This window comes from Pseudomonas morbosilactucae (genome assembly GCF_023241665.1).
Taxonomy (GTDB): domain Bacteria; phylum Pseudomonadota; class Gammaproteobacteria; order Pseudomonadales; family Pseudomonadaceae; genus Aquipseudomonas; species Aquipseudomonas morbosilactucae.
In genome coordinates this window covers 74,405-100,307 of record NZ_JALQCX010000037.1, presented here as the reverse complement: position 1 = coordinate 100,307, position 25,903 = coordinate 74,405, and the positions used below count along the sequence as shown (strand labels likewise).

24 protein-coding genes and 1 pseudogene are annotated in these 25,903 nt (G+C 62.1%); 14 read left to right on the top strand and 11 right to left on the bottom strand.

Annotated elements, in window-relative coordinates:
* Positions 1-5: 5 nt before the first annotated feature.
* The 5 genes and pseudogenes from M1B35_RS20275 to gatC form a co-directional block, all read right to left on the bottom strand.
* Positions 6-1,046 (bottom strand): calcium/sodium antiporter, encoded by a 1,041-nt coding sequence (locus M1B35_RS20275; RefSeq protein WP_123337535.1) that lies wholly within the window; start codon positions 1,044-1,046, stop codon positions 6-8.
* Positions 1,047-1,096: 50 nt separating this feature from the next.
* On the bottom strand, positions 1,097-1,471 hold the full coding sequence (locus M1B35_RS20270; RefSeq protein ID WP_268262875.1) for a septal ring lytic transglycosylase RlpA family protein: 375 nt from the start codon (positions 1,469-1,471) through the stop codon (positions 1,097-1,099).
* A gap of 130 nt (positions 1,472-1,601) precedes the next feature.
* Positions 1,602-3,047 carry an Asp-tRNA(Asn)/Glu-tRNA(Gln) amidotransferase subunit GatB gene (gene gatB, locus M1B35_RS20265; RefSeq protein ID WP_268262874.1) on the bottom strand — a complete coding sequence of 482 codons (1,446 nt, stop codon included), beginning with the start codon at positions 3,045-3,047 and terminating at the stop codon, positions 1,602-1,604.
* Positions 3,048-3,057: 10 nt separating this feature from the next.
* Positions 3,058-4,508: pseudogene (gatA, locus tag M1B35_RS20260) on the bottom strand (Asp-tRNA(Asn)/Glu-tRNA(Gln) amidotransferase subunit GatA).
* Between the two features lie 16 nt (positions 4,509-4,524).
* Positions 4,525-4,812: an Asp-tRNA(Asn)/Glu-tRNA(Gln) amidotransferase subunit GatC gene (gene gatC, locus M1B35_RS20255; RefSeq protein WP_044461215.1), complete on the bottom strand. Its 288-nt coding sequence runs from the start codon at positions 4,810-4,812 to the stop codon at positions 4,525-4,527.
* 210 nt (positions 4,813-5,022) lie between these two features.
* Here gatC and mreB point away from each other — a divergent pair, with 210 nt between their 5' ends.
* The 8 genes from mreB to tldD all read left to right on the top strand — a co-directional run bounded on the left by mreB (position 5,023) and on the right by tldD (position 16,194).
* A complete protein-coding gene (gene mreB, locus M1B35_RS20250) occupies positions 5,023-6,060 on the top strand; it encodes a rod shape-determining protein MreB (protein WP_002555108.1) in 1,038 nt (345 codons plus the stop codon).
* A 142-nt stretch (positions 6,061-6,202) separates the two neighbouring features.
* Entirely contained in the window at positions 6,203-7,291 is a 1,089-nt protein-coding gene (mreC, locus tag M1B35_RS20245) for a rod shape-determining protein MreC (protein WP_123337208.1), read from the top strand.
* Positions 7,291-7,782 (top strand): rod shape-determining protein MreD, encoded by a 492-nt coding sequence (gene mreD, locus M1B35_RS20240; RefSeq protein ID WP_123337206.1) that lies wholly within the window; start codon positions 7,291-7,293, stop codon positions 7,780-7,782. Before mreC ends, mreD begins: the two co-directional genes overlap by 1 nt.
* A gap of 43 nt (positions 7,783-7,825) precedes the next feature.
* On the top strand, positions 7,826-8,431 hold the full coding sequence (locus M1B35_RS20235) for a Maf family protein (protein ID WP_268262873.1): 606 nt from the start codon (positions 7,826-7,828) through the stop codon (positions 8,429-8,431).
* A gap of 58 nt (positions 8,432-8,489) precedes the next feature.
* Positions 8,490-9,947, top strand: coding sequence for a ribonuclease G (rng, locus tag M1B35_RS20230; protein WP_123337202.1), 1,458 nt, complete (start codon positions 8,490-8,492; stop codon positions 9,945-9,947).
* 75 nt (positions 9,948-10,022) lie between these two features.
* The gene (locus M1B35_RS20225; protein ID WP_268262872.1) at positions 10,023-13,826 is read left to right on the top strand and encodes a YhdP family protein; all 3,804 of its coding nucleotides are present in this window, start codon (positions 10,023-10,025) and stop codon (positions 13,824-13,826) included.
* A gap of 58 nt (positions 13,827-13,884) precedes the next feature.
* Positions 13,885-14,724, top strand: a complete 840-nt coding sequence (locus M1B35_RS20220; RefSeq protein ID WP_268262871.1) for a carbon-nitrogen hydrolase family protein — start codon at positions 13,885-13,887, stop codon at positions 14,722-14,724.
* A gap of 27 nt (positions 14,725-14,751) precedes the next feature.
* Positions 14,752-16,194, top strand: coding sequence for a metalloprotease TldD (tldD, locus tag M1B35_RS20215; protein ID WP_268262870.1), 1,443 nt, complete (start codon positions 14,752-14,754; stop codon positions 16,192-16,194).
* Between the two features lie 48 nt (positions 16,195-16,242).
* Here tldD and yjgA read toward each other — a convergent pair whose 3' ends face one another.
* Entirely contained in the window at positions 16,243-16,764 is a 522-nt protein-coding gene (yjgA, locus tag M1B35_RS20210; protein ID WP_123337194.1) for a ribosome biogenesis factor YjgA, read from the bottom strand.
* Between the two features lie 108 nt (positions 16,765-16,872).
* Here yjgA and pmbA point away from each other — a divergent pair, with 108 nt between their 5' ends.
* The 6 genes from pmbA to M1B35_RS20180 all read left to right on the top strand — a co-directional run bounded on the left by pmbA (position 16,873) and on the right by M1B35_RS20180 (position 22,133).
* A complete protein-coding gene (pmbA, locus tag M1B35_RS20205; protein ID WP_268262869.1) occupies positions 16,873-18,219 on the top strand; it encodes a metalloprotease PmbA in 1,347 nt (448 codons plus the stop codon).
* Positions 18,220-18,354: 135 nt separating this feature from the next.
* Positions 18,355-18,750 carry a FagA protein gene (locus M1B35_RS20200; RefSeq protein WP_123337190.1) on the top strand — a complete coding sequence of 132 codons (396 nt, stop codon included), beginning with the start codon at positions 18,355-18,357 and terminating at the stop codon, positions 18,748-18,750.
* Complete coding sequence (locus tag M1B35_RS20195) at positions 18,743-20,119, top strand: class II fumarate hydratase (protein ID WP_123337188.1); 1,377 nt, start codon at positions 18,743-18,745, stop codon at positions 20,117-20,119. The genes M1B35_RS20200 and M1B35_RS20195 overlap by 8 nt, the downstream gene beginning before the upstream one ends.
* A 27-nt stretch (positions 20,120-20,146) precedes the next feature.
* Positions 20,147-20,596, top strand: coding sequence for a hypothetical protein (locus M1B35_RS20190; protein ID WP_123337186.1), 450 nt, complete (start codon positions 20,147-20,149; stop codon positions 20,594-20,596).
* Positions 20,597-21,208, top strand: a complete 612-nt coding sequence (locus tag M1B35_RS20185; protein ID WP_268262868.1) for a superoxide dismutase — start codon at positions 20,597-20,599, stop codon at positions 21,206-21,208.
* A gap of 31 nt (positions 21,209-21,239) precedes the next feature.
* The gene (locus M1B35_RS20180) at positions 21,240-22,133 is read left to right on the top strand and encodes a ZIP family metal transporter (protein WP_123337182.1); all 894 of its coding nucleotides are present in this window, start codon (positions 21,240-21,242) and stop codon (positions 22,131-22,133) included.
* Positions 22,134-22,163: 30 nt separating this feature from the next.
* Here M1B35_RS20180 and M1B35_RS20175 read toward each other — a convergent pair whose 3' ends face one another.
* The 5 genes from M1B35_RS20175 to M1B35_RS20155 form a co-directional block, all read right to left on the bottom strand.
* Positions 22,164-22,436, bottom strand: a complete 273-nt coding sequence (locus tag M1B35_RS20175) for an HPr family phosphocarrier protein (RefSeq protein ID WP_060837549.1) — start codon at positions 22,434-22,436, stop codon at positions 22,164-22,166.
* A gap of 16 nt (positions 22,437-22,452) precedes the next feature.
* Complete coding sequence (gene rapZ, locus M1B35_RS20170; protein WP_123337179.1) at positions 22,453-23,310, bottom strand: RNase adapter RapZ; 858 nt, start codon at positions 23,308-23,310, stop codon at positions 22,453-22,455.
* A 2-nt stretch (positions 23,311-23,312) separates the two neighbouring features.
* Positions 23,313-23,777: a PTS IIA-like nitrogen regulatory protein PtsN gene (ptsN, locus tag M1B35_RS20165; RefSeq protein WP_268262867.1), complete on the bottom strand. Its 465-nt coding sequence runs from the start codon at positions 23,775-23,777 to the stop codon at positions 23,313-23,315.
* 12 nt (positions 23,778-23,789) lie between these two features.
* Positions 23,790-24,095 carry a ribosome hibernation-promoting factor, HPF/YfiA family gene (gene hpf / locus M1B35_RS20160; RefSeq protein WP_016966642.1) on the bottom strand — a complete coding sequence of 102 codons (306 nt, stop codon included), beginning with the start codon at positions 24,093-24,095 and terminating at the stop codon, positions 23,790-23,792.
* Positions 24,096-24,234: 139 nt separating this feature from the next.
* Complete coding sequence (locus M1B35_RS20155; RefSeq protein WP_123337175.1) at positions 24,235-25,728, bottom strand: RNA polymerase factor sigma-54; 1,494 nt, start codon at positions 25,726-25,728, stop codon at positions 24,235-24,237.
* Between the last annotated feature and the right edge of the window lie 175 nt (positions 25,729-25,903).

Here is a 25,903-nt window from a genome sequence, read left to right as displayed (position 1 = left end):
TCCCTCTAGTGTTGGCGGCGCCAGGCTCGCAGCGAACTGAGCAGCAGAAACGCCACCAGCGCCGGCAGGACGAAAAACAGCATCAGGTGTTCCAGCTTGCCGGCCAGGGGCATGCCGGTGGTGAACGACACCACATGCAGCCCGTACGCCAGGTACAGGGCGAGAAACAGCAGGCCCTCGGCCCGGGTCACGCGGTAGCCAGAATAGAACACCGGCAGGCACAACAGCGTCACGCCGAGCATCACGGGCAAGTCGAAATCCAGGGCGTTGGGCGAGACCGACAGCGGTGTCGGCGCCACCAGGGCGGTGATCCCTAGTACCCCCAGCAGGTTGAACAGGTTGCTGCCGATCACGTTGCCCACGGCGATGTCGCGCTGCCCGCGCACGGCGGCGATCAGTGAGGTGGCCAGCGCCGGCAGCGAGGTGCTGACGGCGATGATGGTCAGGCCGATGATGCGTTCCGACAGCCCCAGGTCAGAGGCCACGGTCACCGCGGCCTGCAGCAGCCAGTGGCCGGCGAGGGCCAGCAGTGCCAGGCCCAGCAGCATCAGCAGCAGGCTGCTCAGCCACGGAGCGGGCGGCGTCTGTGTCAGGTGTGGTGGGCGGTGGGCATGGCGCGACTGGTACAGCAGCAGGCCCAGGTAGATGACCAGGGCCGTCAGCAGGATCAGGCCGTCCACGGGCGTCAGTTCTTCGTTGTAGGCCAGCACGAACACCAACAGGCTGGCGCCGATCATCAGCGGGATGTCCAGGCGCACCAGTTGCCGGGAAACCCTCAGGGGAATGATCAGGGCCGATAAGCCCAGGGTGACCAGGATGTTGAAGATGCTGCTGCCGATCACGCTGCCCACGGCGATGTCGGTGTTTTCCGCCAGGGTGGCTTGCAGGCTGACCGCCATCTGCGGCGCGCTGCTGCCGAAGGCGAGGATGGTCAGGCCGATAATCAGCGGGCGCACTTGCAGGCGTGCGGCCAGGCGCACCGCGGCCCGGACCAGGAGTTCGGCGCCGGCAATCAGCATCAGCAGGCCGCTGAAAAGCTGGAGCACGCTGAGCAGGGGCAAATCGGCTAGTCCGAAAATGGGCAGGGCTCCGTCGATCAGTCGCTGAGGGCTTGCACGCGCACCCGTGCGGTGCCGCTGCGCAGCATACCCAGTTGTTCGGCGGCGCCCCGTGACAGGTCGATCAAGCGGCCACGGGTGTGGGGGCCGCGATCGTTGATGCGAACCACGACGCTTTTGTCGTTGCCCAGGTTGGTGACCATCACCCGTGTGCCGAAGGGCAGTTCGCGATGGGCGGCGGTCATGCCGTGCTGGTCGAAGGGTTCGCCGCTGGCGGTGCGTTTGCCGTGATGCCGGGCACCGTAATAAGAGGCGGTGCCGGTCTGGTCATAACCGCGCGGGTCGACCACGTGGCTGGTGGCGCAGCCGGCGAGCAGGGAGAGCAGGGCACAGGCACTAAGCAGACGCTTCATGGGTGAACCGCTCTCTTTGAGGGGAATTCGAGTGAATCGGTGTGTCGCGGGTGAGCGGCGCGGGCTGACCGGCCAAAACGAGGTGTCAGGCACCCTGTTTTCTCCGGCCAGCCGCGCGTTCACTGGATCGTCAGCCTTCGAGCTTGCTTTTCAGCAACTCGTTGACCTGTTGCGGGTTGGCCTTGCCTTTGGACGCCTTCATCGCCTGGCCGACGAAGAAGCCGAACATCTTGCCGCGCTTGGCCTCATCGGCGGCACGGTATTGTTCGACCTGCTCGGCGTTGGCCGCGAGCATTTCGTCCAGCACCGCCGAGATCGCGCCGCTGTCGGTGACTTGCTTGAGGCCACGCTTGTCGATGATCTCGTCAGCGCTGCCTTCGCCATTGGCCATGGCTTCAAACACGGTCTTGGCGATTTTGCCGGAGATGGTGTTGTCTTTGATGCGCAGCAGCATGCCGCCCAGTTGCTCGGCGGAGACCGGCGCCGCGTCGATTTCCAGGCCTTGCTTGTTCAACAGGCTGCCCAGTTCGACCATGACCCAGTTGGCCGCCAGTTTGGCGTCGCCGGCAATCTTCACCACGTGCTCGAAGTAGTCAGCCTGCTCGCGGCTCGAGGCCAGGACGCTGGCGTCGTATACCGAGAGGCCGAACTGCTCCTGGAAGCGCTCGCGCTTCTGCGGTGGCAGTTCCGGCAGGGTGGCGCGAACGTCATCGATGAACGAGTCTTCGATGACCACCGGCAGCAGGTCCGGGTCGGGGAAGTAACGGTAGTCGTTGGCTTCCTCTTTGCTGCGCATCGGACGGGTTTCGTCCTTGTTCGGGTCGTAGAGGCGGGTCTGCTGGATGACTTTGCCACCGTCTTCGATCAGCTCGATCTGGCGCCGCACTTCGGTGTTGATGGCCTTCTCGATGAAGCGGAACGAGTTGACGTTCTTGATCTCGCAGCGGGTGCCGAACTCGACCTGGCCCTTGGGCCGGATCGACACGTTGCAGTCGCAACGCAGGGAGCCTTCGGCCATGTTGCCGTCGCAGATGCCCAGGTAGCGCACCATGGCGTGGATCGCCTTGACGTAAGCCACGGCTTCCTTGGCGTTGCGCATGTCCGGCTCGGAAACGATTTCCAGCAGCGGTGTGCCGGCGCGGTTCAGGTCGATGCCGCTGGCACCGTTGAATTCTTCATGCAGGCTCTTGCCGGCGTCTTCTTCCAGGTGCGCGCGGGTGATGCCGACGCGCTTCATGGTGCCGTCTTCCAGGGGGATGTCCAGGTGGCCCTTGCCAACGATCGGCAACTCCATCTGGCTGATCTGGTAGCCCTTGGGCAGGTCCGGGTAGAAGTAGTTCTTGCGGGCAAACACGTTGTGCTGGCCAATCTCGGCATCCACGGCCAGGCCGAACATCACCGCCATGCGCACCGCTTCCTGGTTCAGCACCGGCAGCACGCCGGGCATGCCCAGGTCTACCAGGCTGGCCTGGGTGTTGGGCTCGGCGCCGAAGGCGGTGGAGCTACCGGAGAAAATCTTCGATTTGGTGGTGAGCTGGGTATGAATCTCCAGCCCGATCACGACTTCCCATTGCATGTGTTTCTCCTCAGAAGCCGGTTGGGGTGCGGGTGTGCCAGTCAGTGTTGAGCTGATACTGGTGGGCGACGTTCAACAAGCGGCCTTCCTGGAAATACGGGGCGAGCAACTGCACGCCGACCGGCAAGCCATCGACAAAACCTGCTGGCATGGACAAGCCCGGCAGACCCGCGAGGTTGGCGGTGATGGTGTAGACGTCTTCCAGGTACGCGGCGACCGGGTCGCTGCTCTTGGCGCCGATTTTCCAGGCCGGGTTGGGCGTGGTTGGGCCGAGGATGACGTCGACTTCATTAAAGGCAGCCATGAAGTCGTTCTTGATCAGGCGACGGATTTTCTGCGCCTTGAGGTAGTAGGCGTCGTAGTAGCCGGCCGACAGGGCGTAGGCACCGACCATGATCCGGCGCTGGACTTCAGTGCCGAAGCCTTCGCCACGGGAGCGTTTGTACAGGTCGCTGAGGTTGACCGGGTTCTCGCAGCGGTAGCCGAAGCGCACGCCGTCGAAGCGCGACAGGTTGGAGGAGGCTTCCGCTGGGGCGATCACGTAGTACGCAGGAATCGCGTGCTGCATGTTCGGCAGGCTGATTTCCTTGATCACCGCGCCGAGCTTTTCCAGCTCCTTGACGCTGTTGTGAATCAGCTCGGCAATGCGCGGGTCGAGGCCGGCGCTGAAGTATTCCTTCGGCACACCGATGCGCAGGCCCTGCAGCGAACCGTTGAGGCTGGCGCTGTAGTCCGGCACAGGTTCGTCGATGCTGGTGGAGTCGTTCGGGTCGAAGCCGGCCATGCCTTGCAGCAGGATCGCGCAGTCTTCAGCGGTACGCGCCAACGGGCCACCCTGATCGAGGCTGGACGCGTAGGCGATCATGCCCCAGCGCGAAACACGACCGTAGGTCGGCTTGAGGCCGGTGAGGTTGGTCAGGGCCGCAGGCTGGCGAATCGAGCCGCCCGTGTCGGTGCCGGTAGCCGCCGGCAGCAGGCGCGCGGCCACGGCGGCGGCCGAACCGCCGGACGAACCGCCCGGCACGTGTTCCAGGTTCCACGGGTTTTTCGCCGCGCCGTAGTAGCTCGACTCGTTGCCCGAGCCCATGGCGAATTCGTCCATGTTGGTCTTGCCCAGGGTCACGGCCCCGGCAGCGGCCAGCTTGGCGACCACGGTGGCGTCGTAGGGCGCCTTGAAGTTGTCGAGCATCTTCGAGCCGCAACTGGTGCGGATGCCTTGGGTGCAGAACAAGTCTTTGTGGGCGATCGGCGCACCGAGCAGGGCGCCGCTCTCACCGTTGGCGCGACGGGCGTCGGCGCCTTGGCCTGGGTCAGCGCCAGGTCTTCGGTGAGGCTGATGAAACTGTTGAGCTGAGGGTCCAGCTGGGCGATACGCGCCAGCAGGGTTTGGGTCAGCTCTTCGGAGGAAAACTGTTTGTCGGCGAGTCCGCGGGCGATCTCGGCCAGGGTCATGTGATGCATTGCAGGCTCTTTCCCTTTAGTCGATGACTTTCGGAACCAGGTACAGGCCGTTTTCGACCGCTGGCGCGATGGACTGATAAGCCTCGCGGTGATTGGACTCGGTCACAACGTCTGCGCGCAGGCGCTGGCTGGCTTCCAGTGGGTGGGCCAGGGGCTCGATACCGTCGGTATCGACTGCCTGCATTTCATCCACCAGCCCCAGAATGCTGTTGAGGGCGGAGGTGATGTGTGGAAGATCGGCGTCATTGAGGCCAAGGCTGGCCAGATGCGCGATTTTTTCCACGTCGGAGCGTTCAAGCGCCATGGGATTCTCCAGTGGAAAACAGAACGGAAGTCGTCCGTGTGTTAGATTGTCGGAACACTACCGCATTTCTACGGTCTTATGGCCGCGATCGAGGGGGTTGGTGCACAGAAAAGCGGCCAATTTAACATATTGGCGCCTTGCCCAAAATCCCTGTCGTTGTTAGAGTTTGCCGCACTTTTTTACCCACGCGTTGCCTAGGGTCCCTTTCCCATGTTCAAGAAACTGCGTGGCATGTTTTCCAGCGATCTTTCCATTGACCTGGGCACTGCCAACACCCTTATTTACGTGCGCGAGCGCGGTATTGTCCTGAATGAACCATCGGTTGTGGCCATTCGGACCCACGGTAATCAGAAGAGTGTTGTCGCGGTTGGTACCGAAGCCAAGCGCATGCTCGGTCGTACACCGGGCAACATTGCCGCCATTCGTCCGATGAAGGACGGTGTGATCGCCGACTTCAGCGTCTGTGAAAAGATGCTGCAGTACTTCATCAACAAGGTTCACGAAAACAGCTTTCTGCAGCCTAGCCCTCGTGTGCTGATCTGCGTTCCATGCAAGTCCACTCAAGTTGAGCGTCGTGCCATCCGTGAATCGGCCCTGGGTGCCGGTGCCCGTGAAGTGTTCCTGATCGAAGAGCCAATGGCCGCTGCGATCGGTGCCGGCCTGCCGGTTGAAGAAGCCCGTGGTTCGATGGTCGTGGATATCGGTGGTGGTACCACTGAAATCGCGCTGATCTCCCTGAACGGTGTGGTCTACGCCGAATCCGTACGTGTTGGCGGTGACCGTTTCGACGAGGCAATCATCACTTACGTGCGTCGCAACTACGGCAGCCTGATCGGTGAATCCACCGCTGAGCGCATCAAGCAGGAAATCGGCACTGCCTACCCAGGTGGTGAAGTACGTGAAGTCGACGTACGTGGCCGTAACCTGGCCGAAGGTGTGCCACGTGCTTTCACCCTGAACTCCAATGAAGTGCTGGAAGCTCTGCAAGAGTCCCTGGCAACCATCGTTCAGGCCGTGAAGAGTGCCCTGGAGCAGTCGCCTCCGGAACTGGCTTCGGATATCGCCGAGCGTGGCCTGGTGCTGACCGGTGGTGGCGCCTTGCTGCGCGACCTCGACAAGTTGCTGGCCCAGGAAACCGGTCTGCCGGTGATCGTCGCCGAAGACCCGCTGACCTGTGTTGCTCGCGGCGGTGGCCGTGCATTGGAAATGATGGATAAGCACACCATGGACCTGCTCTCCAGCGAGTGATTTCGCTGCAGGCATCTATGCTGTTTCGCTCACAGGCAGCACTTTGCAGTGCTGCCTGTGGCGTTTAACTTCTGTCAATCTGCATCCAGGCCGGTTTGATGCCTTATGAATAAAGACAACATTTGCCTGGGAGGAGCGGCTTATTAAACCGCTTTTCGCCAAAGGCCCCTCATTGGGCGTGCGCCTGTTGGTGCTGGTCGTGCTGTCGGTCGCGCTGATGGTGGTCGATGCCCGCTTCACACTGTTCAAGCCAGTGCGTAGCCAGATGTCGCTGGTGCTGATGCAGTCCTACTGGATCACCGACCTGCCGCAACGGCTATGGCAGGGTGTGGCCAGCCAGTTTGGCAGCCGTACCGAATTGGTGGCCGAGAACGAAAAACTCAAGACCGAGAACCTGCTGCTGCAGGGGCGCATGCAAAAGCTCGCGGCCCTGACCGAGCAGAACGTCCGTCTGCGCGAGTTGCTCAATTCCTCTGCGTTGGTCAACGAGAAGGTCGAAGTGGCCGAGTTGATCGGCATGGACCCCAACCCCTTCACCCATCGCATCATCATTAATAAAGGTGAGCGTGACGGCGTGTTCCTGGGGCAGCCGGTGCTCGATGCCCGCGGTCTGATGGGGCAGGTGGTCGAACTGATGCCGTACACCTCCCGTGTGTTGCTGCTGACCGACACCACCCACAGCATTCCCGTGCAGGTCAATCGCAACGGCTTGCGGGCGATCGCCAGCGGCACCGGTAATCCGGAGCGCCTGGAGTTGCGCCATGTGGCCGACACCGCGGATATCAAGGAAGGCGATCTGCTGGTCAGCTCCGGTTTGGGCCAGCGGTTCCCGGCCGGCTATCCGGTGGCGACGGTCAAGGAAGTGATCCACGATTCCGGCCAGCCGTTCGCCATTGTGCGTGCCGTGCCGACCGCAGCGCTGAACCGCAGCCGCTACTTGCTGTTGGTGTTCAGCGACCCGCGCACTGCCGAAGAGCGCGCCAACGACGCCGCCCAGGCCCAGGAAGCCCAGGATCAGCAAGGCGCCGCACCGGTCGTGCCGGCCACTGTGCCCAAGCCTGCGACCGCCGCTCCGGCCACTCCGGCAGCGGCCACCACTGCGCCAGCGCCTGCGGCTACCCCGGCCAAGCCTGTGGCCACCCCGGTCAAACCGGTCACTAAACCTGTGGTGAAGCCGGCGGCCAGCAAGCCGCCCGCTGCAGCACCGGCCACCACCGGAGGACGAGAATAATGCCGGGTACCAAATACTCCCAGAATGGCTGGATGGTCTGGTTGACGTTCGCCGTCGGCATGTTGCTCAGCGTCTCGCCGTTGCCGCAATTCATGGAAATCCTGCGCCCACTCTGGCTGGCCCTGTTGCTGGCTTTCTGGGCCCTGGCCCTGCCGCACAAGGTGGGCATGGTCACCGCCTGGTGCCTGGGATTGGCAGAGGATGTGCTGTACGGCACCCTGCTGGGCCAGAACGCCTTGATCCTGACCCTGATCACCTTCCTGGTGCTGTCCTTGCAACAGCGCCTGCGCATGTTCCCGATGTGGCAGCAGAGCCTGGTGATCCTGGTGATCTTCGGCCTGGCGCAGTTGGTCCAGCTCTGGCTCAGCGCCCTGACCGGCAACCGCCAACCCACCCTGGCCCTGGTGCTGCCCGCCTTGGTCAGCGCCTTGCTCTGGCCGTGGGTCAGCTTCGGTCTGCGTGGCTTGCGCAGACGTTTCAAAATCAACTAATTCGGTCAGGCATTGGCCCGCACCTCGACAGGGAGATGTCTTGATGAGTCCGCTTTACCTCGCTTCCGGCTCGCCGCGTCGGCGTGAACTGCTGACGCAGATCGGCGTGCCGTTCACCGCCATCAGTGCGGACATCGATGAAACCCCTCTGCTTGATGAGTCGCCTGCGGCCTATGTCGAACGCCTGGCGCGTGGCAAGGCCGCCGCCGGCCTGGGCCTGATCGCCAGCAGCCATTCCCTGGCCCCAGCCTGTGTGCTGGGCGCCGACACCGCGGTGGTGCTCGACGGACGGATCCTCGGCAAGCCGTTGGATCAGGCTGACTCCCTGGCCATGCTCCTGGCGTTATCGGATCGCGAACATGAAGTGCTGACCGCCATTGCCGTGCTCGACAAGCAGCGTTGCGAGTCGCGAGTGGTGCGCAGCCTGGTGCGTTTTCGCTCCATCAGCCCTGAAGAGGCGGCGGCCTATTGGGCCAGCGGCGAGCCCCAGGACAAAGCCGGCGGTTATGGCATTCAGGGGCTTGCTGCGGTGTTTGTCGCGGGGCTCAATGGCAGCTATTCCGCTGTAGTTGGCCTGCCGCTGTGCGAAACCGCAGAACTGCTCGGCCATTTCGGCATACCCTGTTGGCAAAACCTTACAGTGCGCTAAGCGCCGTACTCACCGATGCGGCCTTCTTATCGTGAATATGCCTGAACGAGATCCTGCCATGAGTGAAGAGATTCTGATCAACATCACGCCGATGGAATCGCGCGTGGCGGTGGTCGAAAACGGAGTTCTGCAAGAAGTTCATGTCGAGCGCACCCAGCGTCGCGGCATCGTCGGCAACATCTATAAAGGCAAGGTGGTGCGGGTACTGCCCGGCATGCAGGCGGCCTTCGTCGATATTGGTCTGGATCGGGCGGCGTTTATCCACGCTTCGGAAATCTCCGTACGTGAAGGCCCGGCGGTGGAAAGCATCAGCGCCCTGGTGCACGAAGGGCAGAGCCTGGTGGTGCAGGTCACCAAGGACCCCATCGGTTCCAAGGGCGCGCGCCTGACTACTCAGTTGTCGATCCCTTCACGTTACCTGGTGTACATGCCGCGTACCGCCCATGTCGGGATTTCCCTGAAGATCGAAGACGAAGGCGAGCGCGAGCGCTTGAAGAAAGTGGTCAGCGACTGCGTGGCCCAGGAAGGCATCAAGGAAGCGGGCGGTTTTATCTTGCGCACGGCCGCCGAGGGCGCCGGGGTCGACGAGATCATGATGGACATCCGCTATCTGCGGCGTCTGTGGGACCAGATCGGCACCCAGATCAAGACCATCGGCGCCCCGAGCGTGATCTACGAAGACCTGGGTCTGGCCCTGCGTACCCTGCGTGACCTGGTCAGCCCGAAGATCGAGAAAATCCGTATCGACTCCCGGGAAACCTTCCAGAAGACCACTCAGTTTGTTGCCGAGCTGATGCCGGAAATCGCCGATCGCCTGGAGCATTATCCGGGTGAAAGGCCGATCTTCGATTTGTATGGGGTCGAGGACGAGATCCAGAAAGCGCTGGAGCGCAAGGTGCCGCTCAAGTCCGGTGGCTACCTGGTGGTGGACCCGGCGGAAGCCATGACCACCATCGACGTCAACACTGGCGCCTTTGTGGGCCATCGCAACCTTGAAGAAACCATCTTTAAGACCAACCTCGAAGCCGCCACTGCTATCGCTCGCCAACTGCGCCTGCGCAACCTGGGCGGCATCATCATCATCGACTTCATCGACATGGAAGATGAAGAGCATCAGCGTCAAGTCCTGCGCACCCTGGAAAAACAGCTGGAGCGGGACCACGCCAAGACCAACATCATCGGCATCACCGAGCTGGGCCTGGTGCAGATGACCCGCAAGCGCACCCGGGAAAGCCTGGAGCAAGTGCTGTGCGAACCCTGCAGCAGTTGCCAGGGACGGGGCAAATTGAAAACCCCGGAAACCATCTGTTACGAAATTTTCCGCGAGATTCTGCGTGAAGCCCGGGCTTATCAGGCAGAAGGGTATCGGGTGCTGGCCAATCAGAAAGTGGTCGACCGCTTGCTCGATGAAGAGTCAGGCAATGTCGCGGAGTTGGAAGGCTTTATCGGCCGGACCATCAGGTTCCAGGTCGAAACCATGTATTCCCAGGAACAATACGACGTGGTGCTGCTCTGAATCCGCGTGTTTTTCAGGATTGGAAACGGCTGGTCTCAGCTTTTTGCATGACTATTGCCTTGGGAGCCAACTGACATGGAGCGGCTGATCCGCGTGTTCTCCGCGCTGACTCGCTGGGGGCTGGGCCTCTGCGCATTGGCGCTGGTCCTGGCGGCCTTGTACGTCAGTCTCGGCCGGGAGTTGACCCCGCTGGTGGCCGAGTATCGAGCCGAGGTCCAGGCCAAGGCCGAGGATGCCCTGGGCATGCCCGTGCACATCGGTCGCCTGGAGGGCACCTGGAGCGGTTTCTCTCCGACCTTGTTGGCCCATGACGTGATGATCGGTGACGGTGCCAATGCCTTGCGCCTGGATCAGGTGCGGGTGGTGCCGGATATTTCCGCGAGCCTGCTGGCCCGTGAAGTGCGTATCGGGCTGCTGCAGCTCAGCGGCCTTAGCCTGAGCCTCAAGGAAGACCAGGATGGCCACTGGCGCCTGGAAGGCTTGCCGGTGCAGGACGACCAGCCGTTCGACCCCGAACAGATGCTCACCCGCATGCAGGTGCTTGGCGAACTGTCGCTGCTCGACAGCCAAGTAACGTTGCAGCCTTTTGAACACCCGGCCCTGACCCTGACCTACGTAGGCCTCAACCTGCGCACCGGCCCAAGCCGCCAGCGCCTGGACGCACGCCTGACTCTGCCCGACGGCCAGCCCCTGGCCTTGAGTTTGCGTACCCGCCTGAAGGCCAACGCCTGGCGCGAAGCTCGGGCCGATGGCTACGTGAGCCTGCCGCAAAGCGATTGGGCCCGGTGGCTGCCGCCGCGCCTGACCCGGCAGTGGCACTTCTCCGAACTCAAGGCCGGTGGCGAGCTGTGGTTCGCCTGGGACAAGGGCGCGTTGCAAAGCGCCAGCCTGCGCCTGAACGCACCGCAACTGACCGGCGCTTATGCGGAGCGCAAACCGATCACCCTCAAAAACCTGGCACTCAATGCCAACCTCCAGCGCAGCGACGATGGCCTGCGGGTGCAGCTCGACAGCCTGGCGATGAACCTCGGGGAAACCCGCTGGGAGTCCCGGCTGCAAGTGCAGCAGAAGCGGGCCGACGACCCGGCCCAGGAAGTGTGGAACTTGCAGGCCGACCGTCTCGACCTGACGCCCATCACCCCCGTGCTGGATGCCCTCGTGCCGCTGCCTGAAGGGGTGGCCAAGGCGGTGGACAGCCTCAAGGTCACGGGCGCGTTGCGCAATGTGTTGTTGGACGTGCGGCCCCAGGCCACGGGCGATCAGCGTCTGAGTTTCGCCGCCAACCTGGAGCGGGTCGGCTTTGATGCCTACCACGGCGCCCCGGCGGCACGGAATGTCACCGGCAGCATCAGTGGTGACCTGGGGCAGGGCGAGTTGCGCATGGACAGCAAGGATTTCTCCTTGCACCTGTATCCGATCTTCGCCAAGCCCTGGCAGTACATCCAGGCCAACGCCAAGCTCACCTGGAAGCTGGATCAGGACGGTTTTACCCTGATTTCCCCTTACCTGAAGGTACTGGGCGAGGAGGGCAAGATCGCTGGCGACTTCCTGATCCGCCTGCATTTCGATCACACCCAGGAAGACTACATGGACTTGCGGGTCGGGCTGCTGGAGGGGGACGGGCGCTACACCGCCAAGTACCTGCCGCAAGTCCTGAGCCCGGCATTGGATGAGTGGTTGCGCACGGCGATTCTCAAGGGTGCAGTGGACCAGGGCTTTTTCCAGTATCAGGGTTCGCTCAATCACGGCGCCCTCGACACGGCCCGCAGCATCAGCCTGTTCTTCAAGGTGCATGACGCCGAACTGGCCTTCCAGCCAGGCTGGCCGCACCTGACCAAAGTCAACGGTGATGTGTTTATCGAAGACAGCGGCGTGCGCATTGTTGCCAGCAAGGGGCAGTTGCTGGACACCCGGGTCCGCGATGTTTTCGTCAACATCCCCCATGTTGCCAGCGGCGAGCATTCCCATATGTTCATCGATGGCCAGTTTGCCGGCGGCCTTGGCGATGGCGTGAAGATTCTTCAGGAAGCGCCCATCGGCACCGGCTCGACCTTTGCCGGTTGGCAGGGAGAGGGCGACCTGCAGGGCAAGTTGAACCTGGACATCCCGCTGGTCAAAGGCGATACGCCGAAAATCCAGGTGGACTTCAAGACCGACAAGGCGCGACTCAAGTTGAGCGAGCCCGCCTTGGAGCTGACCCAGCTCAAGGGTGACTTCCGTTTTGACAGCAGCAAGGGCCTGAGTGGGCAGAACATCAGCGCCCAGGCGTTCGACCGGCCCGTGACGGCGCAGATCTTTGCCGATGGCAAGGCCGGCAAGCCCAACACCCGAGTGGTTGCCAAGGGCCAAGTGGCGGTGAAAAAACTCACCGACTGGCTGAGTGTCAGCCAGCCGTTACCCGTGTCGGGGGATGTGCCGTATCAGCTGCAACTGAATCTGGATGGCGCCGATAGCCAGTTGATCGTCAGTTCGAGCCTCAAGGGCGTGGCCGTGGACCTGCCGGCACCCTTCGGCATGGCCGCGAGCACCGGGCGCGAGAGTATTTTCCGCATGACCCTGCAAGGGGCCGAGCGCCGTTATTGGTTCGATTATGGCGACCTGGCCAACTTCACCTTTGCCGCGCCAGCGGGCAACTTCTCCGATGGGCGTGGCGAGTTGTTCCTGGGAGGGGGCGACGCACAGTTGCCGGCCGGCAAAGGCCTGCGGGTCCGCGGCGTGTTGTCGGAACTGGATGTCGAGCCCTGGAAGGCCCTGGTGGATCGTTACGCCGGCAAGGACCCGGGCGGCAGTGCCAAGCAACTGCTCAGCGGTGCCGATTTCAAAGTGGGCAAGCTCAGCGCCTTTGGCACCACCCTGGATCAAGTCAGCCTGCAACTGGACCGCAAGCCGGCGGCCTGGGCCCTGCAGATCGACAGCCAGCAAGCCAAGGGCAAGGTGAGCATCGCCGACGCCAAGGCGGTGCCGATGACCATCGACATGCAGTACATCCGCCTGCCGGCGGTCGATCCCCAGGTGCAGGCCGACGAGAATGCACCGGACCCCCTGGCCTCGGTGGACCCCAAGAATGTTCCGGCCATGGATATCTCCATTGCCCAGCTGTTCCAGGGGCCTGACCTGGTGGGCAAGTGGGCGCTCAAAGTGCGCCCCACCGCCAAGGGCATGGCCTTCAACAGCTTGAGCCTGGGGCTCAAGGGCATGGTGCTGGAGGGCGAGGGCGGCTGGGAAGGTGTGCCGGGTGCCCGCGGCAGTTGGTATCGCGGGCGCCTGGGCGGTGGCAACCTGGCCGATGTGCTCAAGGGCTGGGGCTTCGCGCCCACCGTGACCAGTGAGGATTTCCACCTGGATGTCGACGGTCGCTGGCCCGGCTCGCCGGCCTGGGTGGCGCTCAAGCGCTTCTCCGGAAGCCTGGATGCCACCTTGCGCAAAGGCCAGTTCGTCGAAGTGGAAGGCGGCGCCCAGGCGTTGCGGGTGTTTGGCCTGCTCAACTTCAACTCCATCGGCCGGCGCTTGCGCCTGGACTTCTCCGACCTGTTCGGCAAGGGCTTGAGCTATGACCGGGTCAAGGGCCTGCTGGTGGCCAGCGATGGCGTGTACGTCACCCGTGAACCCATCACCCTGACCGGACCTTCGAGCAATCTGGAACTCAATGGCACCCTGGACATGGTGGCCGACCAAGTGGACGCCAAGCTGGCAGTGACCCTGCCGGTGACCAATAACCTGCCGATCGCCGCGCTGCTGGTGGGCGCTCCGGCGGTGGGCGGTGCCTTGTTCCTGATCGACAAACTGATCGGTGACCGCGTGGCGCGCTTCGCCAGCGTCAAATACAACGTCAAAGGCCCTTGGAAAGAGCCGAAAATCACCTTCGACAAACCTTTTTGAGAGCCTTGGGTATTGCTCCATGGAGTAGCATGGCGGCCTACCCGATACGGAGTGCGCCATGTCTCTTGCGGTGATTCAAATGGTCAGCCAGAGCGATGTGCTGGCCAATCTGGCCCAGGCCCGACGCCTGCTTGAGCAGGCTGCGGCCGGTGGTGCGCGCCTGGCGGTCCTGCCGGAAAACTTCGCTGCCATGGGGCGTCGCGACGTGGCCGCTATCGGTCGCGCCGAAGCCTTGGGCGAAGGGCCGATCCTGCCCTGGTTGAAACAGACCGCCCGCGACCTCACGTTATGGATAGTGGGCGGCACGTTGCCGTTGCCACCGTTGCATCAGCCCGAAGGCAAAGCCAATGCCTGTTCGCTGTTGATCGACGAGCACGGCGAGGTGGCCGCCCGTTACGACAAGCTGCACTTGTTCGATGTGGACGTGGCCGATCAGCGTGGCCGTTACCGTGAATCCGATGACTATGCTCATGGCAGCCAAGTGGTGGTGGCGGATACCCCGGTCGGCCGCTTGGGCCTGACGGTCTGTTACGACCTGCGCTTTCCCGAGTTGTACAGCGAGTTGCGCGCTGCCGGGGCGGAGCTGATTACCGCGCCCTCGGCGTTCACCGCGGTAACCGGCGCGGCGCATTGGGAGGTGCTGATTCGCGCCCGTGCCATCGAGACCCAGTGCTACCTGCTGGCGGCTGCCCAGGGCGGCGTTCACCCAGGCCCCCGCGAGACCTTTGGCCATGCCGCCATTGTCGATCCCTGGGGGCGGGTGCTGGCAGAACAGGATCAAGGCGAGGCCGTGCTGCTGGCCCAACGCGATAGCAGCGAACAGGCGTCCATCCGGGCGCGGATGCCGGTGGCCAGTCACCGGCGCTTTTTCTCGCAAGGCGCCCAGCGACTTGCTTAAGAACGACGAATTTAAGGCGCAAAGCATATGAGCGGGTTGTTGTCCTCAGTCAGTGAACACCTTTTAGCCCCTGGTGGCGTGACCATTGAAAGCCTGCAGAGTGTGCTGGGCGATCTGGCCGGCCCTGGGATCGATGCTGCCGACCTGTATTTCCAGGGGCAGATTTCCGAGTCCTGGTCCCTGGAAGACGGCATCGTCAAGGAAGGCAGTTTCAACCTTGATCAGGGCGTTGGCGTGCGGGCGCAATCCGGTGAGAAGACCGGCTTTGCCTACAGCAATGCCATCACCCTCGAAGCGCTGGGCCAGGCGGCGCGTGCGGCGCGCTCGATTTCCCGGGCCGGGCAGAACGGCAGCGTGCAGGCCTTCAGCACTCAGGACGTGGCGCAGTTGTACGCGCCGGATAACCCCCTAGAAGTCATCAGTCGTGCCGAGAAGGTCGAGCTGCTCAAACGCATCGATGTCGCCACCCGTGCCCTGGACCCGCGCATCCAGCAGGTGAGCGTGAGCATGGCCGGGGTCTGGGAGCGCATCCTGGTGGCTTCCACCGATGGCGGCTTGAGCGCCGATGTGCGGCCGCTTGTGCGTTTCAATGTCAGCGTGATTGTCGAGCAGAACGGCCGGCGCGAGCGCGGCGGCCATGGTGGCGGTGGGCGCACCGACTACCGGTACTTCCTCAGTGAAGACCGCGCCATGGGGTATGCCCGTGAAGCGCTGCGCCAGGCCCTGGTGAACCTGGAAGCCATTCCGGCACCGGCCGGCACCTTGCCAGTGGTGCTGGGCTCCGGCTGGTCCGGGGTGTTGCTGCACGAAGCGGTGGGCCACGGCCTGGAAGGCGATTTCAACCGCAAGGGCAGTTCGGCCTACAGCGGGCGCATGGGTGAAATGGTCGCCTCCAAGCTGTGCACCATCGTCGATGATGGCACCCTGGCTGGCCGTCGCGGCTCACTGACCGTGGACGATGAAGGCACCCCGACCGAGTGCACCACCCTGATCGAAAACGGCGTGCTCAAAGGCTATATGCAGGACAAGCTCAACGCCCGCCTGATGGGCGTGGCGCGCACCGGCAACGGTCGTCGCGAATCCTATGCGCACCTGCCGATGCCGCGCATGACCAATACTTACATGCTGGCGGGCGAAAGCGACCCGGCGGAAATCATTGCCTCGGTGAAAAAGGGTATCTACTGCGCCAACCTGGGTGGCGGCCAAGTAGACATCACCAGCGGCAAGTTCGTGTTCTCCACCAGCGAGGCGTACCTGATCGAAGACGGCAAGATCACCGCTCCAGTCAAGGGCGCGACCCTGATCGGCAACGGCCCGGAAGCCATGAGCAAAGTGTCCATGGTCGGCAATGACTTGTCGCTGGACAGCGGCGTGGGGACCTGTGGCAAGGATGGCCAATCGGTGCCGGTGGGCGTGGGTCAGCCGACCCTGAAAATCGATGGCATCACAGTGGGTGGCACGGGGGCTTGAGGCGTGGAGCGGCGGGTGGGCTGCGTGGCAACCCACCCGGTGCGAGGATCAGCGCAGACCGCGTTGAACTTCGTCCAGCTCACGGATGTACTTGAAGATTTTACGGCTGGAGGCCGGCGCCTTGTTATGGGCCAGCTCATGCTGCGCCTGACGGATCAGGGAGCGCAGTTGTTGACGGTCCGCTTCCGGATAGTCAACGACGAACTTCTCCAGCACGCCGTCATCGCCTGCGATCAGGCGATCGCGCCAGCGTTCCAGGCCGTGGAAGCGTTCGTTGTACTGCCGGGTGGAGGCATCGAGTTGGTCAAGCAGTTGCAGAATCGCCGCAGTGTCCTGGTCACGCATCAGCTTGCCGATGAATTGCAGGTGGCGTTTACGGGCGATGTTCGCAGTGTGCTTGGGCGCATCGGCCAGAGCCCGGCGCATGGCGTCGGTCAACGGCAGTTTTGCCAGCAAGTCGGGTTTGAGTGTTGTAAGGCGCTCGCCGAGGTCAACCAGAGCATGCAGCTCGCGTTTGACCTGGGATTTGCTTTTCTCCCCATCGAGGGAGTCATCGTAAGAATCAACCATGGTGGCAGTCCGCAAAGAAACGCCGCCATGATAACCAGTCGGGGGCCGCTTGTCCGGCCTGGTCGCTCGAAGGCCTTAACCGAAAGCAGAATTTGAGTGGAGAAAACCATGAGTGCAGCAGAAAGCGTCGGCCCACAAGCTTTGCCGGCACTGCAGGAACAGGTTGAGCAGATCATCGCCGAGGCCAAGCGCCAGGGCGCCAGCGCCTGTGAGGTCGCGGTTTCTCTGGAGCAGGGCCTGTCCACGTCGGTGCGTCAGCGGGAAGTGGAAACCGTCGAGTTCAATCGCGACCAGGGCTTTGGCATCACCTTGTATGTCGGCCAGCGCAAGGGCTCGGCCAGCACCTCCGCCAGCGGCCCGGATGCCATTCGCGAGACCGTCGCCGCGGCGCTGGCCATTGCCAAGCACACCTCGGAAGACGAGGCGTCGGGCCTGGCCGATGCGGCGCTGATGGCCAAGGACCTGAAGGACTTCGATCTGTTCCACGCCTGGGACATCACCCCGGAGCAAGCTATCGAGCAGGCGCTGGCCTGCGAAGCGGCAGCCTTTGCCGCTGACAGCCGGATCAAGAACGCCGATGGCACCACCCTGAGCACCCATCAAGGTTGCCGCGTCTATGGCAACAGCCACGGCTTTGTTGGCGGTTATGCCTCGACCCGGCACAGCCTGAGCTGCGTGATGATTGCCGAGGCCAATGGCCAGATGCAGCGTGATTATTGGTACGACGTCAGCCGCCAGGGCAACCTGCTGGCTGACCCGGCCAGCATCGGCCAGAAAGCTGCACAGCGGGCCGCCAGCCGTCTGGGCGCGCGCCCGGTGCCGACCTGTGAAGTGCCTGTGCTGTTCTCCGCAGAACTGGCCGGTGGCTTGTTCGGCAGCTTCCTGGGGGCGATTTCCGGTGGCAATCTGTACCGCAAATCGTCATTTCTGGAGGGCGCCCTGGGCCAGCAACTGTTCCCGGAATGGCTGACCATCGACGAGCGCCCACACCTGATGCAGGCCATGGGCAGCGCGGCTTTCGACGGTGATGGCCTGGCCACTTACGCCAAGCCGTTCGTCGAGAAGGGCGAGTTGGTGTCTTACATTCTTGGCACTTACTCCGGGCGCAAGCTGGGGCTGCCGAGCACCGCCAACGCCGGCGGTGTGCACAACCTGTTTGTCACCCACGGCGACGAAGACCAGGCGGCGTTGTTGCGGCGCATGGGCCGCGGCCTGTTGGTCACCGAGTTGATGGGCCATGGCTTGAACATGGTCACCGGCGACTACTCCCGCGGCGCGGCGGGCTTCTGGGTGGAGAACGGCGAGATCCAGTTCGCGGTCCAGGAAGTGACCATCGCCGGCAACATGCGCGACATGTTCAAGCAGATCGTTGCCGTGGGTAATGACCTGGAACTGCGCAGCAATATCCGCACCGGTTCGGTGTTGATTGAGCGGATGACCGTCGCGGGCAGCTGATCTGATTGCAGGGCCCCAGGCGCGCCACCTTTTCGGGTGGCGCGCTTTTTTTTGAGCAAAATTCGTACACGCCAGATTGATTTGATTATCAATATCAGATAACAATGAGTCTCATTTCGTAGATGAGCCCCGGTCATGAGTACTGCCCTGCACGAGCAGCATTACCTCGAAAGCTGGCGTTGGATGAGCCGCCAGATCCGTTGTGCCCTTGATCCAGACGAGCCTCGCCTGATCGAACATTACCTGGCCGAGGGGCGCTATCTGGCCTGTTGCACCAGCACTTCCGCCTGGACCGTGGCTGAAACCTCCTTCCGTTTGTTGCTCGATACCGCGCTCGACACGGCCTTGCCCTGGCATTGGCGCAGCCAGTGCCTGGACCAGGCCTGGCGCCCCCTGCGTGATCTGGAGCGACTCTCTTTGTGCAAATGCCGGCTCAAGCGCTGGCAAAGCTATGCCTGGCAGTTGGCGACGTGCTCGCTGCTGCCTTCCATCCCCCTGATCGAACTGGTGCAAGGATTTCCCGATGAGTAATACCCGTATCGAACGCGACAGCATGGGCGAGTTGCAGGTCCCCGAGCACGCGTTGTATGGCGCGCAAACCCAGCGTGCGGTGGATAACTTTCCCATCAGCGGGCAGCGCATGCCGGCGCAGTTCATTCGCGCCTTGATCCTGGCGAAGGCTGCTGCGGCCAAGGCCAACGTCGAACTCCAGCAACTGAGCGAGTCGCAGGGCAAGGCCATTGTCGATGCCGCCCAGGGCCTGCTGGAAGGCGACTACATGCAGCACTTCCCGGTGGATATCTTCCAGACCGGTTCCGGAACCAGTTCGAACATGAACGCCAACGAAGTGCTGGCAACCCTGGCCAGCCGCCTGTTGGGCGAGGCGGTGAACGCCAACGACCATGTCAACTGCGGCCAGAGCAGCAACGACATTATCCCTACCACCATTCACGTCAGTGCCGCCTTGACCCTGCACGAACAACTGCTGCCGGCGCTGTTGCACCTGGTGGCAGTGATCGAGCGCAAGGCGGTCGAAGTTCATCCGTTCATCAAGACCGGGCGTACTCACCTCATGGACGCGATGCCAGTGCGTATGAGCCAGGTGCTGGAAGGCTGGGCCCAGCAACTCAAGGCCAATATCGGTCACCTGCAAGACCTGCTGCCGAGCCTGCAGGCGCTGGCGCAGGGCGGCACGGCCGTCGGCACCGGGATCAACGCTCACCCTGAATTCGCCGCGCGGTTCAGCCAGCAGTTGAGCCGCTTGACCCAAGTGACCTTCACCCCGGGTGTGAACCTGTTCGCCCTGATCGGCTCCCAGGACACCGCTGTAGCAGTGTCCGGCCAGCTCAAGGCGATTGCGGTCTCGCTGATGAAGATCGCCAACGACTTGCGCTGGATGAACTCCGGTCCGCTGGCGGGCCTCGGCGAGATCGAACTGGAAGGCCTGCAGCCGGGCTCCTCGATCATGCCGGGCAAGGTCAACCCGGTGATACCGGAAGCCACCGCCATGGTGGCGGCGCAAGTGATTGGCAATGACTCGGTGATCACCGTGGCCGGCCAGTCGGGCAACTTCGAACTCAACGTGATGCTGCCGATCATTGCCCAGAATTTGCTGAGCAGTATCGAGTTGCTGGCCAACTCCAGCCGCCTGCTGGCCGACAAGGCCATCGCCAGCTTCAAGGTCAATGAACCCAAGCTCAAGGAAGCGCTGTCGCGCAACCCGATCCTGGTAACCGCCTTGAACCCGATCATCGGTTATCAAAAAGCCGCGGAAATCGCCAAGACCGCCTACAAGCAAGGGCGTCCGGTGATCGATGTGGCCCTGGAACACACCGATCTTTCCCGTAGCCAGCTGGAAGTCCTGCTGGATCCGGAAAAGCTCACCGCCGGCGGCGTGTAATCCCCGATCCGGCTTTGGAGGCTCACCATGGAACACTGGAAACGCACGATCGAAAGGGCCAATCGCTTCTTCATTCAGGGCGATCTTGTGGATGCTCGCGAGTATTACCTGCAGGCGCTGGCCTTGGCCCAGGTGCTGTTCGAGCGCTGGTCGGATGCCGACGAAGCCGTTGCGGCCTGCGTCATTTCCCACCACAACCTGGCCGACCTGCACTTGCGCCTGAACCAGCCGGAGGAAAGCGCGGAGTACCTCTGCGCGATCCACCAGCGCCTGTTGCAGACCCTGCAGGACAACCGGCTGCCTCTCGCTTTGCGCGAAGCGGCGTTTCGCCAAAGCAGCAAGACCTACGTTGAGCTGCTGAATTTCATCAGTGAACACGGCGAATACCCGCGTACGCATCGCCTGCTGGAGAACCACGTCGCGCAAATGGCGCCTGACGTCGCGATCCCGAATGGCCCACATTACGGAGCACATTGAATGTCCTTTACCTTGCCTGCACTGCCTTACGCCTACGACGCCCTGGAACCGCACATCGATGCACAGACCATGGAAATTCACTACAGCAAGCACCACCAGACGTACATCAACAACCTCAATGCCGCGGTAGAAGGCACCGAGTGGGCTGACTGGTCGGTTGAAAAGCTGGTGGCCAGCGTCCAGCAGCTTCCAGAAAAACTCCGCGCAGCGGTGATCAACCAGGGTGGCGGGCATGCCAACCATTCGCTGTTCTGGGCGGTCATGACGCCGTCGGGTGGCGGCAAACCCGAGGGCGCTCTGTGGCAGGCCATCGAGGAACAACTGGGGGGCTTCGACAACTTCAAAGAGGCGTTCACCAAAGCGGCGCTGACCCGTTTCGGTAGCGGCTGGGCCTGGCTCAGCGTGACCCCGGAGAAAAAGCTGGTGGTGGAGAGCAGCGGCAATCAGGACAGCCCGCTGATGAACGGCAACACCCCAATCCTTGGCCTGGACGTGTGGGAACACGCTTATTACCTGCGTTACCAGAACCGCCGGCCGGAATACATCAACGCGTTCTACAACGTCATCAACTGGCCTGAAGTGGCTCAGCGCTATCAAGCAGCCGTGGCTTGAGTCTCCAACTTGACAAGATCTAAGGCCGACTATGGGCACTGAAACACTGGCGATCAGCGGCGGACGAATGTTTCGTTATGCGTTCGGTTCGCTGTTGCTGTTGGCGGGGACCGCATTGCTGGTGGCTCAAGGACTGAGCTGGCTGAACCTGGAGCCGCGACTGTTGCGGGCGTTACAAGGCGGGGCGATCTGTGCCCTGGGCACGGCCCTTGGGGCTGTGCCGGTGCTGGTGATCCGCCGGATGCCTGTGGCGTTGAGCGACACATTGTTGGGGTTTGGTGCGGGCGTGATGCTGGCGGCCACCGCCTTTTCATTGATTGTGCCGGGTATTGCGGCCGCTGAAAGCCTGGGGCTTTCGCCTTGGGCCTCCAGTGGCCTGATCAGCTTGGGCATCATGCTGGGCGCGTTCTGCCTGTTTCTCGTGGACCGCCGGCTCTCCGGCGTCACTCCGGAGGTGCTGGTGGGCACGCCGCAGCACCCGTTGATTCCGCCGCGTATCTGGCTGTTTGTGTTTGCGATCATCGCCCACAACATTCCCGAAGGCATGGCGGTGGGGGTGTCGGCCGGTGGCGGTATGGCCGACGCTGACAGCCTGGCCATGGGCATTGCCCTGCAGGATGTGCCAGAGGGGCTGGTGATCGCGTTGGTGTTGGCAGGGGCGGGGATGTCGCGGGTCAGGGCGTTCCTGATCGGTGCGGCGTCCGGCCTGGTTGAGCCGGTCTTCGCCCTGCTCTGTGCCTGGCTGGTCAGCCTTGCCGAGCTGTTGTTGCCCTTGGGCTTGGCCTTGGCGGCGGGGGCGATGCTCTTGGTGGTGACTCAGGAAGTGATTCCGGAGTCGCGACGCAACGGCAATGAAAAACTCGCCAGCCTTGGGCTGTGCATCGGCTTTTGTCTGATGATGGTGATGGATACGGCACTCGCTTGAGTGCCTGGCGGCAGGCTTGCCCTGTCGCCTTTACTCGCCTTCGTCGAAATAATTGTTGATCAGTGCCACCAGCGCATCCAGCGCTTCCTGCTCCTGCTCGCCTTCGGTTTTCAAATGAATCTTGGTGCCCTTGCCGGCGGCCAGCATCATCATGGCCATGATGCTTTTGCCGTCGACCATGGATTCCGGGGTTCTGCCCGCTCTGATCTGGCAAGGAAACTGACCGGCAACGCCGACGAATTTGGCTGAAGCACGGGCATGCAAGCCCAGTTTGTTGATGATTTCAATTTCCAGAGCAGGCATCGCGGGGTAGATCCTTTCAGCTAAGGTCGCGGTGGCGAACCTGGACGTTCTTCAGGGATTGTTGCAGCACCTGACCCAGGCGTTCGGTCAGGTAGACGGAGCGGTGATGCCCGCCCGTGCAGCCAATGGCAATAGTGACGTAGGCGCGGTTGCTGGCAGCGAAGCGCGGCAACCACTTGAGCAGGTAGCTGGAGATGTCCTGGAACATCTCCTCGACATCCGGCTGTGCCGCCAGGTACTCGGCAACCGGTTGATCCAGCCCCGACTGGTCGCGCAGCTCGGGTTTCCAATAGGGGTTGGGCAGGCAGCGCACATCGAATACCAGGTCCGCATCCACCGGCATCCCGCGTTTGAACCCGAAGGACTCCACCAGGAACGCCGTGCCCGGTTCAGGCTGGTTCAACAGGCGCAACTTGATGGTGTCGCGCAGTTGGTACAGGTTCAGGTTGGTGGTGTTGACCTTGAGGTCGGCCAGATCGACGATCGGCCCGAGCAATTGGGTTTCGTCGTGAATGGCCTCCGCCAGGGAGCGATTAGCGCTGCTGAGCGGATGGCGCCGGCGGGTTTCCGAGAAGCGCTTGAGCAGGGTTTCCTCGTCGGCGTCCAGGTACAGCACATCGCACTGGATGTGCCGGGCACGGACTTCTTCCAGGAGCTCGGGGAAGCGCGACAAGTGGCTGGGCAGGTTGCGTGCGTCAATGGACACCGCCACCAGCGGTTGTGCCAGCTCGGTGTGGATCAACGCACGCTCGGCCAGTTCGGGCAGCAACCCGGCGGGCAAGTTGTCGATGCAGTAGTAACCGTGGTCCTCAAGAACATCGAGGGCGGTGCTTTTACCCGAGCCGGAACGGCCGCTGACGATGATCAAACGCATGGCTAGTGACCGTTCTGTTCGTCCAGGACAACCTGATACAGGGCTTCATTGCTGGAGGCGCTGCGCAGCCGGTCACGCACTTCCTTGCGATCCAGCATGCTGGCGATCTGCCGGAGCAGTTCCAAGTGAGCATCGGTGGCCGCTTCCGGGACCAGCAATACGAACAGCAGGTCGACCGGAGCGCCATCAATGGCGTCGAAATCGATAGGGGCGTCCAGGTGCATCAAGGCGCTGATAGGCGACGCGCACCCTTTTAGACGGCAGTGAGGAATAGCGATGCCGTTGCCAAAACCCGTAGAACCGAGTTTTTCACGGGCAATCAGGCTCTCGAAGACATCCTGCATCTCCAGATCAGGCACTTCGCGGCTGATCAGGTTGGCAATTTGTTCGAGGGCGCGTTTTTTACTGCCGCCCGGCACGTTCACGAGGGAACGGCCGGGGGTCAGGATGCTTTCAAGTCGGATCATGGGAGGGGAGTGTTAGCGACCCGTGCCTTGGAGAAGGTGGAGTTGCTTTTCCTTATGCTTTTTCAGTTGGCGGTCGAGCTTGTCCGTGAGCAGGTCAATCGCAGCATACATATCGTCATGTTCTGCATTGGCGACAACCTCCCCACCGTGGATGTGCAGCGTGGCTTCGATTTTCTGTTTCAGTTTCTCGACAGCCATCGTTACCTGCACATTGGTAATCTTGTCAAAGTGGCGCTCCAGTCGGTCGAGTTTTTCGCCGATATAAGCGCGCAGGGGTTCGGTCACTTCCAGTTGGTGTCCACTGATGTTGACTTGCATACAGCTTCTCCTTCGTTGCCAGTGCATAAGGCGGCAGGCTGGGTTGCCTGCCACTTAGGTTGTGTCCGAAATCATCCTTGCCTGATTGCTGCTCGGTTGCTTTCGAACACACCCTGGAACGCTGTGGCTAGCCCGGCGACTACATCAACCGCTTCCGTTCGCTGGAAGGCGCGATCCCAAGGGATTCGCGGTACTTGGCGACGGTACGACGGGCTACCTGAATGCCTTGTGCCTCCAGTAAACCAGCGATCTTGCTGTCACTCAACGGCTTTTTCTGATTTTCCGCAGCGACCAGTTTTTTGATGATCGCGCGGATCGCCGTGGACGAGCATTCGCCGCCTTCGGAGGTGCTGACGTGGCTGGAGAAAAAGTATTTCAGTTCATATATGCCCCGTGGGGTATGCATGAATTTTTGCGTGGTCACCCGGGAAATGGTCGATTCGTGCATGCCCACCGCCTCAGCGATATCGTGCAGGACCAACGGCTTCATCGCTTCGTCACCGTACTCGAGGAAGCCCCGCTGGTGTTCGACGATCTGGGTGGCGACCTTCATCAGGGTTTCGTTGCGGCTTTGCAGGCTCTTGATGAACCAGCGCGCTTCCTGCAGTTGGTTGCGCATGAAGGTGTTGTCGGCGCTGGTGTCGGCGCGGCGGACAAAACCAGCGTATTGCGCATTCACTCGCAGGCGCGGTACGGATTCCTGATTGAGCTCTACCAGCCAGCGCTCGTTGTCCTTGCGCACAATAACGTCGGGCACAACGTATTCGGCTTCGCTGGACTCGATTTGCGAGCCCGGGCGCGGGTTGAGGCTCTGTACCAGTTCGATGACTTGGCGCAGCTCGTCTTCCTTGAGCTTCATGCGCCGCATCAGTTGGCTGTAGTCGCGGCTGCCCAGCAGGTCAATGTAGTCGGTGACCAGGCGCTGGGCTTCGGCCAGCCATGGGGTCTTGGCCGGCAGTTGACGCAATTGCAGGAGCAGGCATTCGCCTAGGTTGCGGGCGCCGATGCCGGCCGGTTCGAATTGCTGGATGCGGTGCAGGACGGCTTCGATCTCGTCCAGTTCGATGTCCAGTTCCGGATCGAAGGCGTCGAGGATCTCCTCGAGGGTTTCATCCAGGTAGCCCTGATTGTTGATGCAATCGATCAGGGTCACGGCGATCAGGCGATCGGTGTCCGACATCGGGGCCAGGTTCAATTGCCAGAGCAGATGGCTCTGCAGGCTTTCGCCGGCGGAGGTACGGGTGGTGAAGTCCCACTCGTCGTCATCGTTGCTCGGCAGGCTGCTGGCGCTGGTCTGGTAGACGTCTTCCCAGGCAGTGTCGACGGGCAGCTCGTTGGGGATGCGCTCGTTCCATTCGCCTTCCTCGAGGTTGTCCACCGTGGGGGCGGTTTCCTGGTAGGAGGGTTCCTGGATGTCGGTGTTGGGTTTCTGCTCGGCGTTGTCGGCCAATGGGTCGCTGTTATCGAAGTCGTCGCCTTCTTCCTGGCGTTCGAGCATCGGATTGGACTCCAGGGCCTCCTGGATTTCCTGTTGCAGGTCCAGGGTCGACAATTGGAGCAGGCGGATGGCCTGTTGCAGCTGCGGTGTCATCGTCAGCTGCTGGCCCATTCTCAGGACTAGCGATGGTTTCATGGCAGGGGCTTAACACCTTATTCGCCGGCGCACATGCGCCATCCACTACAGGGCGCCGAGGCGCCAAACATAAGCAAATTATATGCCTGAAACTGAAGTGTTTGCCTAGAGCGCTGTAACAATAAAAATTGCAGGATTTTATTGCTTGCGGCGCCCCGGCGACTGGCCAAACACC